The sequence below is a fragment of the Psychromonas sp. CD1 genome, from assembly GCF_002239585.1.
In the GTDB taxonomy this organism is placed as follows: Bacteria; Pseudomonadota; Gammaproteobacteria; order Enterobacterales; family Psychromonadaceae; genus Psychromonas.
In genome coordinates this window covers 1370543-1383088 of the sequence record NZ_NDFH01000003.1, presented here as the reverse complement: position 1 = coordinate 1383088, position 12546 = coordinate 1370543, and the positions used below count along the sequence as shown (strand labels likewise).

Sequence of the window (12546 nt, the reverse complement as noted above, 5' to 3'; positions counted from 1 at the left end):
ACTTCTAAATGATGTACTTTGTGCTTGTATATTTATCATTTTTATTCCTATTGAAAACAATTCTTCTTTTATATCTCAAGATCTTTAAATTTTCTACGTAATTTATTCCGCACATGAATCGCGGCTAAATTAAGCCCAATAATAACGGTGATAAGTAAAAAGGAAGTTGCATAAACCAATGGTCTCGCCGCTTCTACATTTGGGCTCTGAAAGCCAACATCAAAGATATGAAAGCCTAGATGCATAAATTTTCTTTCTAAATGAATATAAGGAAAATTCATATCAAGAGGTAAACTCGGTGCAAGTTTGACCACACCAACCAACATTAAAGGAGCTACCTCACCAGCGGCGCGAGCAACTGCTAATATTAAACCGGTCATAATTGCAGGGCTGGCCATTGGTATAACAATGCGCCATAATGTTTCAAATTTGGTAGCCCCCAATGCCAAGGAGCTTTGCCTTAAAGACATAGGTATTCTTGATAGCCCCTCCTCTGTTGACACAATAACCACTGGCAACGTTAAAATTGCCAAAGTTAATGCTGACCAGAGAACCCCTGGAGAACCAAACATAGATCCAGGAGCAACTTCAGGATAAAAAAGACTATCTATACTGCCACCAAGAATATAAACAAAAAAACCTAAACCAAATACACCATAAACAATCGATGGAACACCCGATAAATTAATTACCGAAATGCGGATCATTTTAGTTACCATATTTTTAGGCGCATACTCATGTAAATAAATAGCAGTAACAACACCTAGTGGCGTCACAATCACCGCCATTAATAACACCATAAAAACGGTGCCAAAAATAGCTGGAAATACCCCACCCTCTGTATTTGCTTCTCGTGGATCAGAACTAACAAACTCATAAACACCCTTAAACCAACCAATGCTTTTTTGTATAACATCCATTTTATTGGGTTGTTGTGCCTTTAAAATATTCGCAACAGAAAGACGAACAACTTCACCACGCATATCTTTTACAAAAAAATAGTCCCTATCCGCAAGATGATTAAATTCAAATAACTGTTGTTCAAAAGAAACTATTTTTTCTTTTAAAGCGTTAGTTTTATTTTTGAAGTCAACTTTCTTTACTGTAGTTAGTGTTTGCTTTATCTCTAAACTTCTTTGTTTTAAGCGAATACTTTCTATCTGATAATTTATCGAACTTATTTCGCTTTTTTGTAATGATAATGCCTTATTATTCAATGTTGTGGCACGATCAATAAGTACATTTAAATCATCTAACGAATTAAATTCGGTTCTTTTACCATTTATTTCAAAATACAAAGGATAACCATAAAAATTACCATTCGTGACACGCGTTAATACTATTAATTCAGGTACTTTCTTTTGTGACTTTATTTGTGTTTCAATAAGCCACCTAAAATCCAAATCAACAAACTCCCGATTACCTGTTTTTACTAATATTTGCTGAACTTTTTCCATGTTTTTAGGAATTTCATATCCAGCTTCACGTAATTGTAATGCTGGAACCATCTTTTTATCATAAATCTCACCAATAACGGTATGTATTTTAGATTGGTTATTTTCAACCTTAAATTCATATAAATCAGAAGGCCAAAAATAAACAAGTCCCTTCGATGCAATAAATAACACCAATCCAATTACGGCAATTAGACAGAGACTAACCGCACTGGCAATTAGCCAAACCCAAGGATCTCCCGCTTGAAACCATTTTTTCATTTTTATATTCCTTGTTATATCGAGCTATATTTTTCACGAAGCTTTTGACGAACAAATTCAGCAACGGTATTAAAAATAAAAGTTAAAACAAACAACACAAAAGCTGCTAAGAATAAAACCCGATAATGCGAACTCGCAATTTCAGCTTCCGGCATCTCTACTGCTATGTTTGCGGCCAAGGTTCGCATTCCCGAAAAAATATTAAAATCCATAATGGGAGTATTACCCGTTGCCATCAATACAATCATCGTTTCACCAACCGCTCGACCCAGCCCCATCATTACAGCAGAAAATATACCTGGACTTGCCGTTAACAAAACCACTCTGATTAAGGTTTGCCATTTTGTCGCACCGAGCGCGAGTGAACCTTGAGTTAAATGTTTTGGCACACTAAATACCGCATCTTCTGTAATAGAAAAAATAGTTGGGATCACCGCAAAACCCATAGCAATACCAACAACTAATGAGTTACGTTGATCAAAACCAAATATATTATTGATATAGGTTCGCGCATCGCCGTGGAAAAATAGTGTTTCTAATAATGAACTACTCGATATAACTACAAAAGAAACCAATAGTAGTGTCGGTACTAATATATATATATGCATTCCGGCACCTACTTTTTCTTGTATCGCTTTAGGTAAAGTCTGACAAAGCGCAGCAACACAAATAGCGGTGAGAGGCAGTGCTATCATTAATAAAAAAACAGCCGGTAAATGTGTTTCTATAAATGGAGCTAACCATAAACCCGCTAAAAACCCTAAAATAACGGTTGGTAAAGCTTCCATTATTTCAACTGTGGGTTTTACATAGGATCGTAATCGTTCGGTCATAAAATATGCTGTATAAATAGCACCACCAAGCGCAAGTGGAACCGCAAATAACATGGCATAAAAAGCTGCTTTTATCGTTCCAAATGCAAGAGGAACCAAGCTGAATTTAGGTTCAAAATCATCAGCCCCAGAGGTTGACTGCCAAATGTAATCTGGCTCTGAGTAACCTTCATACCAAACTTCTTCCCAAATAGCCGCCCACGATATTTCTGGATACTCATTTTCATAATTATAAAACTTAAACTTTGTTCCATTTGATACAATAAAAGCATTGGTACGAGACGATATTGCTAAGTGTTGCACATCTTTTATATTTAATTGCTCTTGTAATAACTCAGAGCCTCCCGTTGCATGAAATACGTTTAACATGCCATTTTTAGAAATACTTAAAAAACCTTTTCTATTTAATTCAGGGATAATTTCCACAATATTTTTATCGGCTTCAAAACGTCGGATTTTCTTAAAATTACGCTCTCCTTTATTACGAACATAAAACCACTGTGTAATAACACCATTATTATTAGCAACGAGTAAGGATGATCCACCGGAAAGAAATATTATATCCGTTACGTTTTGATAAGCTTCATTGATATTTAACGTTTCTATATTTTTAATATTAAATACATCGCTTATATCTAATATATAAAGCTTATTACCTGAGCGTATATAAGCATTTTTCAAGTTAGAGGAGATCAATACTTTATCTATTTTAGAAGGAATATTTCCTAATGAGACAGTATTAGACTCCCACTCTACCTCTTGAGTCATAAAATTTTCTGAGCCTTCGAATACCGTCAAGAAACCCCGTCCATCCTTTGTAATAGAAATTACATCAGCACGATCATCCTCAAATGCAATGGCAACATTAACTATAGGTTGATGTTTTTCATCTATTAACATTTGAGAATTTACAAAAGGAAAATCAATTTTAGGTGTAATGAGACGTTCATTATTTTCATAGGTTAACTTAAAATTAACTTCTAAAATACTAACTGAACCATCATCAAAACCAAATATAGAAATTTTTCTAGATTGATTTAATTGCGCAAAAGAAATTGCTTTTTGAGTAAAATAATAGTTTTTTTTATTTTCAGAGACATAATTTGATTTTTCATTTGTTGATAAAAAATCAACACCAAGAGAATTAAAACGATACACAATTTCATTGTACTCATCCATACCAAGTGCAAAAGTAATACCTTTTTGATTATGGTTAAATACATTTCTTTGCTCTATTTCTGGAGATTTAAATATCGGATATACGACATAGAACAAATATGCAAAGATTAAAATTAATGTAGCTAAAACCAGTACCCCTCCGAATTTAATAACGTACTCTGCTAATTTATCCTTAAATAAACGAACAGAGGAGCCTGATCCGTTTAATAAATGATTATTGGGCATATTCATTCTCATGTTTATGTAAAATTTAATACCTAAATTATATTATTCTTTTGTTACAGTTATCTATATATACTACTAATATTATTCTTTTGATCTTAGTGGTGTCATATTTTGAAGGAAGAAGGTAAAATACGTTTCTATATTTTTACTGTAGTTTTGGAATACAAATGAATTACCACGAACATTTTGATGTTATTGTTATTGGCGGAGGACATGCAGGAACAGAAGCCGCTGCTTCATCTGCACGTATGGGATTAAACACATTATTATTAACACATAATATTGAAACCTTAGGCCAAATGTCATGTAATCCCGCTATTGGTGGAATTGGCAAAGGACATCTAGTCAAAGAAGTTGACGCCTTAGGTGGTTTAATGGCAAATGCAATTGACAAAGCTGGTATTCAATTCAGAACACTTAACTCAAGCAAAGGCCCTGCAGTACGAGCAACACGTGCACAAGCAGATCGTATATTATACAAAGCTGCTATTCGTGAAAAATTAGAAAATCAAGAAAATTTAAAAATATTCCAGCAAGAAGTTGAAGATCTTATTGTTGAAAATGATCAAGTCACAGGTGTTATCACAAAAATGGGAGTTAAATTTTCTTCTAAATCTGTGATTTTAACCGTAGGTACTTTTTTAAATGGGCTTATTCATATAGGTTTAAAAAATTACAGTGGTGGCCGAGCAGGAGATCCAGCTTCAATCGGTTTAGCACAAAGATTAAAAGATCTTCCTACTCGCATGGGAAGATTAAAAACAGGTACTCCAGCGCGTATCGACGCTCGTAGTATCGATTTTTCAGTGTTAGAAGTGCAACATGGTGATACACCCATACCTACATTTTCATTTATAGGGAAAAACACTGATCATCCACGTCAAATACCTTGTTATATTACTCATACTAATGAAAAAACACATGATATAATTCGTAATAGTTTAGATAGAAGTCCGATGTACACAGGAGTAATTGGTGGTGTAGGACCTCGTTATTGTCCTTCTATTGAAGATAAAATCATGCGTTTTGCAGATAAAAAATCACATCAAATTTTTGTTGAACCTGAAGGTTTAACGACACATGAAGTTTATCCTAATGGGATTTCAACCAGTTTACCTTTTGATGTTCAAATTGAGTTTATTCATTCTATGAAAGGCTTTGAAAATGCATTTTTAACGCGTCCTGGGTATGCTATTGAATATGATTATTGTGATCCCCGTGATTTAAAATCTACATTAGAAAGTAAATATATTCACGGTTTATTCTTTGCTGGACAAATTAATGGAACAACAGGCTATGAAGAAGCAGCAGCCCAAGGATTACTTGCTGGTATGAATGCGGCTTTATACGCACAAGATAAAGAAGGTTGGGCTCCTCGCCGAAATGAGGCTTATTTGGGGGTTTTAATTGACGATCTTTCGACCTTAGGAACTAAAGAACCCTATCGAATGTTTACGAGTCGCGCAGAATACCGTTTATTATTACGTGAAGATAATGCAGATTCACGTTTAACTGCTATTGGTAGAGAATATGGTGTCGTTGATGATATTCGTTGGAGAATATTTAGTGAAAAACAAGAAGCTATTGAAATCGAATCCCAACGTTTAAAAAATCAATGGGTTAATCCCAACTCTATCAATGCAGATAAAATCAATGCTTTATTAAAACAACCGATGCAAAGAGAAAGTACATTAGAAGCAATGATTCGTAGGCCTGAAGTTAAATATCAAGATTTAATGAAGATAGAAGGATTAGGACCTGCAATTAGTAATAAACAAGCGGCTGAACAAATTGAAATTAAAATCAAATATCAGGGATACATCGATAGACAACTCGATGAAATTGCTAAATTAAAACGTAATGAAAGTACGTTATTACCTGTTAATATTGATTATAAAAATGTAAAGGGTTTATCTAATGAAGCAATTGCTAAATTAAATGATATAAAACCTGAAAGTATAGGAAAAGCGTCTAGAACACCAGGTGTTACACCGGCCACTATTTCTATATTGTTGATTTATTTAAAGAAAAACGGATTAAGAAGAAATGTTTAATAAAGTAGAATTAACAAACAAATTAAAAGAGATGTTAAACGATACAAATCTTGATGTTAGTGATAAGCAAATAATACAATTAATACAACTGGTACAATTATTAGTAAAATGGAATAAAGCGTATAATCTTACTTCTGTTAGAGACCCTCAACAAATGCTTGTTAAGCATATTATGGACAGTATCGTTGTGTCACCATATTTACAAGGTCAACGTATTATCGATGTCGGTACGGGCCCGGGGTTACCAGGATTACCTTTAGCTATATTAAACCCAGATAAGCAATTTTTATTATTAGATAGCTTAGGTAAGCGTTTACGTTTTATCCGTTATGCAGTGTTAGAATTAGGCTTAAAAAATGTTGATTTTATACAAAGTAGAGTCGAAGAGTATCATCCAGATGAAAAATTTGATGTTGTATTAAGCCGTGCTTTTGCTTCGCTCGAAGATATGCTGAAGTGGTGTAAACATTTAAGTAATGAAAACGGACATTTTTTAGCTTTAAAAGGGCGTTTACCAGAGCAAGAGATAAATAATTTAGATAAACAATTTGAATTTATAGAATCTATTACCTTGCAAGTACCAAACCTAGAAGGTGAACGTTGCTTAGTAAAAGTAAAAAGGATATAAGTTCCCATTATCATCAATATAGAGTAAATCATTGTGGGTAAAATAATAGCAATAGCCAATCAGAAAGGTGGTGTAGGTAAAACGACGACTTGTGTTAATTTAGCAGCTTCAATGGCTGCCACTAAACGAAAAGTATTAGTTATTGATTTAGATCCTCAAGGTAATGCAACAATGGGTTCTAATATTGATAAGTATGAGGTTGCTCATACCGCATATGATTTATTAATTGATGAGTTACCTTTAGATCAAGTCATTGAAAAAGAAACATCCGGAGGCTTTCATCTTGTTGCCGCTAATAGTGATGTAACCGCTGCAGAAGTTAAATTAATGACGTTTCTTTCAAGAGAAACTCGTTTACGAAGTGCATTAGCTCCTTATAAAGATGCATATGATTATATTTTTATTGACTGTCCTCCCTCTTTAAATATGTTAACCGTTAATGCGATGACGGCCGCAGATTCTGTTTTAGTTCCTATGCAGTGTGAATATTATGCACTCGAGGGTTTAACCGCTTTACTCGATACTATTACCAAAATAGCTTCTGTTATCAATGCAGATCTTAAAATAGAAGGGATCTTGCGTACGATGTACGATCCTAGAAATCGTTTATCTTCAGATGTTTCAGATCAACTTAAAAAACATTTTGGTAATAAAGTATATCGTACAATTATTCCCCGTAACATACGTTTGGCTGAAGCGCCTAGTTTTGGATCTCCTGTTATATATTATGATAAATATTCAACGGGAGCTAAAGCTTATTTAGCCTTAGCTGGTGAAATGTTACGTCGTGAAGAGCAATTACAAGACGAAAAGGAATTATCATGCTAGGAAGAAAGAGAGGCTTAGGTAAAGGTTTAGATTCATTACTTAGTAGTAGTAATATAAGTCGCTCAAAGCAAGTTTCACATGATATTCAAGCTGAGAAGACTCAACAAATTGTGGAGAGCGGTAAAGGTGAACTACAAAATATATTGATTGATTATTTACATGTAGGGAAATATCAACCGCGGCAAAATATTTCAAGTGAAGGTTTAGATGAATTAGCAAATTCAATTCATGCTCAAGGCATTATCCAACCTATTTTAGTTAGACTAACCGGTCATCATAACTATGAGATAATCGCAGGGGAACGTCGTTGGCGAGCAGCTAAAATAGTTGGTTTAGAAAGTGTTCCTTGTTTAATTAAAAATGTTAAAGATAGTGCTGCGATTGCAATTGCTTTAATTGAAAATATTCAGCGTGAAAATTTAAATAGTATGGAAGAAGCAATCGCTTATAAACGCTTATTAAATGAATTTACATTAACCCATCAAGATGTAGCGTTAGCGGTTGGAAAATCACGTACGACAGTGAGTAATTTATTGCGTTTAAATAATTTATCCACTGAAGTACAAAAACTACTGCTAGATGGAGATATTGAAATGGGTCATGCACGTGCTCTTTTGAGTTGTGCACATGATCAACAAATAGCATTGGCAAAGGTCGTTGTTGATAAATATTTAACCGTACGTGAAACAGAGCGTTTAGTAAAAAAATCATTAAATAATCAAACTGTAACGCCCCCCCTGACTAAATGTGTTAAAGCCGATGAAATAATAAACAACTTTGCAAGTGTATGTGGATTATTTGTAACAGTAAAACAAGCAAAAAATGGTAAAGGAAAATTAGTCGTTAATTATAAATCATTGGATGATTTAGATGTTCTAATGAGTTTGTTAAATAAACAATAAAATCATCAAAAAGAACTGTTAATGTAATGTTAAATTCTAACGTGACGTGATATATCAAATATTAATCAAATACACTGCACGGTATTTAAAAATACTTTTATAATATTGCATTACGTTCGAATGTGGGTATACAATGTCTCCCAGTTTTTGCTATTGAATATACGTTTTTGATAAAAAAACACTTATTTGTCATAGTAAAATAAAAAGGAGATCGTAATGATTGATAACCTCATCAATAAAAGCCAAAAAAATGGACTAACATTAGTGTTTTATCAATTATTAATAGTGCTTTTAATTGCGCTGATCTTAACAGTCTTTTTTTCAATTAAATTAGGTTATTCTTATTTAGCTGGAGGGATCACTTTTCTACTTCCTAATTGTATTTTTGTACTAAGGGCATTTGCTTTGGCTGATACTCAGAGTGCATTAGTTGTTCTTAGAGGAGTATACGCAGGAGAGGTATTTAAAATTTCTTTCACTGTTTTATTATTAGTATTCTTTTTGAAATATGTATCTTTAAGTATGGGTGCTTTTTACATTTCATTTATATTATTAATAATTTCGCAGTGTATAGCTCCTTTCTTTTTTTATAACAACGTTGGAATAAAACATGGCTGATACTGCTGAAGCTTTAACAACAACAAGTTATATTCAACATCATTTAACAAACCTAACATGGAGTGTTAATGGTGGTTTTGATGTAACTAATGGTGGTTTCTGGACGTTTAATGTTGACTCTTTACTGATATCAGTAATTCTCGGCATAATTATGCTTGCTTTGTTTCGTAAAGTAGCAAAAAAAGCAACCACAGGTGTTCCAGGTAAGTTCTTATGTTTTGTTGAAATATTAATTGAATTTGTAGATAACACGGTAAAAGATATTTTCCACGGTAAAAATAAGTTAATTGCACCATTAGCATTAACCATCTTTGTATGGGTATTTCTAATGAATGTGATGGATTTACTTCCCGTTGATGCAATTCCTTATGTTGCCAGTGAATTATTTGGTATACATTTTAGGGTTGTACCTTCTGCAGATGTAAACATTACAATGTCTATGTCGCTGAGTGTATTTATTTTAATCATATTTTATAGTATTAAAATAAAAGGAATATCTGGATTTGCAAAAGAATTAGCGTTACAGCCTTTTAATCATTGGGCTTTTATACCTATCAATTTACTTTTAGAGGGTGTTACGTTAATTTCTAAACCGGTATCTTTAGGTCTTCGATTATTTGGAAATATGTATGCAGGGGAATTAATATTTATATTGATTGCTGGCTTATTACCTTGGTGGTCACAATTTATATTGTCGGTTCCTTGGGCTATTTTCCATATATTAATCATTACATTACAAGCATTTATATTTATGGTTTTGACAATAGTTTACTTGTCACAGGCATCTGAAGATCATTAATTTTTAACAACTTTTTTGCTATAACATAGCATTAATATTTTATTTATAATTTGGAGTTTTTATGGAACATGTTATGAGTGTAGAGCTAATCTATATTGCGTCTGGTTTGATGATGGGCTCTGGCTAATAATTTTTTTTAAAAAAATTATTTATGTGTTTTTATAAAAAAACAATAAGGGAGATTATGCGGTGAATATGAACGCAACCCTACTAGGCCAAGCAATTGCTTTTATATTGTTTGTTTGGTTTTGTATGAAATATATATGGCCACCATTGATGGATGCAATTGAAGCTCGTCAGAAATTAATAGCAGATGGTCTAACACAAGCGGAACGTGCAGGTAAACATTTACAACTTGCACAAGCTAAAGCGTCTGAAAAATTAAAAGAAGCGAAAGTTCAAGCAGCTGAAATTATAGAGCAAGCGAATAAACGTCGTGCACAAATTGTCGATGAAGCTAAAAATGAAGGTGAAACTGAGCGTCAAAAAATAATAACGCAAGGTGAAGCTGAAGTTGAAGCTGAGCGCAATCGTGCACGTGAAGAGTTACGTCAACAAGTAACTATTCTTGCGATAGCCGGTGCTGAGAAGATAATAAAACATTCAATCGATAAAGAAGCAAATAGCGATATTATCGATAAATTGGTCACTGAATTATAAGGAGAGAGCTAATGTCTGAATTGACTACTGTGGCTCGTCCTTATGCTCGAGCTGCTTTTGAATTTGCGAGTGAGAATAACAATATCGAATATTGGTATGAGATGTTGGTATTTGCATCCGCTATTGTTGAAAATCCAACAATGGCTAAAATTTTGAAAAGCGATAGAGCAAAACAAGAAGTAGGTAAATTGTTCATTGATATTTGTGCTGATCAACTAGATAAAAATGGTCAGAACTTAATTAATGTAATGGTTGAAAATGGACGTTTAAGTGTCTTACCTAAAGTTACTGAATTGTTTTCTGAATTAGTAAGAAAATGTAAAAAAGAGATAGATGTAAATGTTGTCTCTGCTTATGCTCTTTCTAAAAAGCAAAAAACACAATTAACACAGTCACTTGAAAAGCGTCTTGCTCTAAAAGTAAATATTAATTGTAGTATTGATAAAACCTTGATCACCGGAATGATGATCACCGCAGGTGATTTAGTTATTGACAGTACAGCTAAAAGTCAACTAAATCGTTTATTAAATACTCTACAATCCTAATGGGAAATTGGCATGCAACTGAATTCCACTGAAATAAGTGATCTTATAAAGCAACGAATTGAAAAATTTGAAGCGGTAAGTGAAACGCGTAATGAAGGTACTATCGTGTCTGTAAGCGATGGTATTATTCGTATAAATGGTCTTGCTGAATGTATGCAAGGCGAAATGATAGAATTACCTAATGGTAGTTTTGCAATGGCACTTAACCTTGAGCGTGACTCAGTTGGTGCTGTAGTTATGGGCCCTTATAAAGATCTTCGTGAAGGCGAAAAAGTTAAATCAACAGGCCGTATTCTTGAAGTGCCTGTAGGTAAAGGCTTATTAGGCCGAGTGGTTAATACACTTGGTGAGCCTATCGATGGGAAAGGACCGATTGAAAATGATGGTTATTCTCCAGTTGAAGTAATTGCTCCAGGGGTTATCGATCGTAAATCGGTTGATCAACCATTACAAACCGGCTGGAAATCAATAGATTCTATGATTCCAATCGGTCGAGGCCAACGTGAGCTTATCATTGGAGATCGCCAAGTAGGTAAAACGGCTATCGCAATTGATGCGATTATCAATCAAAAAGACACTGGTCTATATTGTGTTTATGTAGCGATTGGTCAAAAATCATCAACGATTGCAAATGTGGTACGTAAACTTGAAGAGCACGGCGCACTAGAAAATACTATTGTTGTTGTTGCATCTGCATCAGAGGCTGCTGCGTTACAATACCTTGCACCTTATGCAGGTTGTTCTATGGGTGAATACTTCCGTGATCGTGGTGAAGATGCACTGATTGTTTATGATGATTTATCTAAACAAGCTGTTGCTTACCGTCAAATATCATTATTACTGAAACGTCCTCCTGGTCGTGAAGCATACCCTGGTGATGTTTTCTACTTACATTCACGTTTATTAGAACGTGCATCACGAGTTAGTGAAGCTTATGTAGAAAAATTTACCAAAGGTAAAGTAAAAGGCAAAACGGGTTCATTAACCGCATTACCAATTATTGAAACACAAGCGGGTGATGTATCTGCATTTGTACCAACGAATGTGATTTCTATTACCGATGGTCAGATATTTTTAACAACTGAGCTCTTTAATAGTGGTATTCGTCCTGCTGTTGATCCAGGTATTTCTGTATCGCGTGTAGGTGGTGCTGCTCAGTGTCAAGTGATTAAAAAATTAGCCGGTGGTATTCGTACTGCTCTTGCTCAATATCGTGAATTAGCCGCTTTTGCGCAGTTTGCCTCGGATCTTGATGAGATAACGCGTAGACAACTTGATCATGGTAAAAAAGTAACCGAATTAATGAAGCAAAAACAATATTCTCCAATGTCTATTGTTGAACAAGCATTATCATTATTTGCGGCTGAAAAAGGTTTCTTAAAAGATGTAAATGTTGATAAAGTTTTAGATTTTGAAGCTTCTTTAACCTCTTATGTTAAAAATGAGCATGCTGAATTTTATGCGAATATTAATGAAACTGGTGATTACAATAAAGAGATCGAAGGACAGTTTAACGCTATCTTAGAATCTTTCGTTGCAACGCAAACCTGGTAATTAATC

General features: G+C 34.0%; 11 protein-coding genes. 9 read left to right on the top strand and 2 right to left on the bottom strand.

Annotated elements, in window-relative coordinates:
• Nucleotides 1-68: 68 nt before the first annotated feature.
• Together pstA and B8W84_RS07950 are read right to left on the bottom strand one after the other, a co-directional pair.
• Nucleotides 69-1715 (bottom strand): phosphate ABC transporter permease PstA, encoded by a 1647-nt coding sequence (gene pstA / locus B8W84_RS07955; RefSeq protein WP_094752711.1) that lies wholly within the window; start codon nt 1713-1715, stop codon nt 69-71.
• 14 nt (nt 1716-1729) lie between these two features.
• Nucleotides 1730-3952, bottom strand: coding sequence for an ABC transporter permease subunit (locus B8W84_RS07950; RefSeq protein WP_094752710.1), 2223 nt, complete (start codon nt 3950-3952; stop codon nt 1730-1732).
• A gap of 167 nt (nt 3953-4119) precedes the next feature.
• Here B8W84_RS07950 and mnmG point away from each other — a divergent pair, with 167 nt between their 5' ends.
• The 9 genes from mnmG (at nt 4120) to atpA (ending at nt 12540) form a co-directional block, all read left to right on the top strand.
• Nucleotides 4120-6006: a tRNA uridine-5-carboxymethylaminomethyl(34) synthesis enzyme MnmG gene (gene mnmG, locus B8W84_RS07945; RefSeq protein ID WP_094752709.1), complete on the top strand. Its 1887-nt coding sequence runs from the start codon at nt 4120-4122 to the stop codon at nt 6004-6006.
• On the top strand, nt 5999-6634 hold the full coding sequence (gene rsmG, locus B8W84_RS07940; RefSeq protein WP_094752708.1) for a 16S rRNA (guanine(527)-N(7))-methyltransferase RsmG: 636 nt from the start codon (nt 5999-6001) through the stop codon (nt 6632-6634). Before mnmG ends, rsmG begins: the two co-directional genes overlap by 8 nt.
• A 33-nt stretch (nt 6635-6667) precedes the next feature.
• Nucleotides 6668-7462: a ParA family protein gene (locus B8W84_RS07935; RefSeq protein ID WP_094752707.1), complete on the top strand. Its 795-nt coding sequence runs from the start codon at nt 6668-6670 to the stop codon at nt 7460-7462.
• Entirely contained in the window at nt 7456-8364 is a 909-nt protein-coding gene (locus tag B8W84_RS07930; protein WP_094752706.1) for a ParB/RepB/Spo0J family partition protein, read from the top strand. The genes B8W84_RS07935 and B8W84_RS07930 overlap by 7 nt, the downstream gene beginning before the upstream one ends.
• 216 nt (nt 8365-8580) lie before the next feature.
• The gene (locus tag B8W84_RS07925; RefSeq protein ID WP_094752705.1) at nt 8581-8982 is read left to right on the top strand and encodes an ATP synthase subunit I; all 402 of its coding nucleotides are present in this window, start codon (nt 8581-8583) and stop codon (nt 8980-8982) included.
• A complete protein-coding gene (atpB, locus tag B8W84_RS07920; RefSeq protein WP_094752704.1) occupies nt 8975-9781 on the top strand; it encodes a F0F1 ATP synthase subunit A in 807 nt (268 codons plus the stop codon). Before B8W84_RS07925 ends, atpB begins: the two co-directional genes overlap by 8 nt.
• 189 nt (nt 9782-9970) lie before the next feature.
• Complete coding sequence (gene atpF / locus B8W84_RS07915) at nt 9971-10441, top strand: F0F1 ATP synthase subunit B (RefSeq protein WP_094752703.1); 471 nt, start codon at nt 9971-9973, stop codon at nt 10439-10441.
• An 11-nt stretch (nt 10442-10452) separates the two neighbouring features.
• Nucleotides 10453-10986: a F0F1 ATP synthase subunit delta gene (gene atpH / locus B8W84_RS07910; protein WP_094752702.1), complete on the top strand. Its 534-nt coding sequence runs from the start codon at nt 10453-10455 to the stop codon at nt 10984-10986.
• 12 nt (nt 10987-10998) lie between these two features.
• Nucleotides 10999-12540: a F0F1 ATP synthase subunit alpha gene (gene atpA, locus B8W84_RS07905; RefSeq protein WP_094752701.1), complete on the top strand. Its 1542-nt coding sequence runs from the start codon at nt 10999-11001 to the stop codon at nt 12538-12540.
• Nucleotides 12541-12546: the final 6 nt, after the last annotated feature.

What these genes read in the sequence shown, in the direction of transcription:
- pstA (WP_094752711.1), bottom strand. Translation starts at nt 1,715, where the DNA reads ATGAAAAAATGGTTTCAAGCGGGAGATCCTTGGGTTTGGCTAATTGCC.
- B8W84_RS07950 (WP_094752710.1), bottom strand. Translation starts at nt 3,952, where the DNA reads ATGCCCAATAATCATTTATTAAACGGATCAGGCTCCTCTGTTCGTTTA.
- mnmG (WP_094752709.1), top strand. Translation starts at nt 4,120, where the DNA reads ATGAATTACCACGAACATTTTGATGTTATTGTTATTGGCGGAGGACAT.
- rsmG (WP_094752708.1), top strand. Translation starts at nt 5,999, where the DNA reads ATGTTTAATAAAGTAGAATTAACAAACAAATTAAAAGAGATGTTAAAC.
- B8W84_RS07930 (WP_094752706.1), top strand. Translation starts at nt 7,456, where the DNA reads ATGCTAGGAAGAAAGAGAGGCTTAGGTAAAGGTTTAGATTCATTACTT.
- B8W84_RS07925 (WP_094752705.1), top strand. Translation starts at nt 8,581, where the DNA reads ATGATTGATAACCTCATCAATAAAAGCCAAAAAAATGGACTAACATTA.
- atpB (WP_094752704.1), top strand. Translation starts at nt 8,975, where the DNA reads ATGGCTGATACTGCTGAAGCTTTAACAACAACAAGTTATATTCAACAT.
- atpH (WP_094752702.1), top strand. Translation starts at nt 10,453, where the DNA reads ATGTCTGAATTGACTACTGTGGCTCGTCCTTATGCTCGAGCTGCTTTT.
- atpA (WP_094752701.1), top strand. Translation starts at nt 10,999, where the DNA reads ATGCAACTGAATTCCACTGAAATAAGTGATCTTATAAAGCAACGAATT.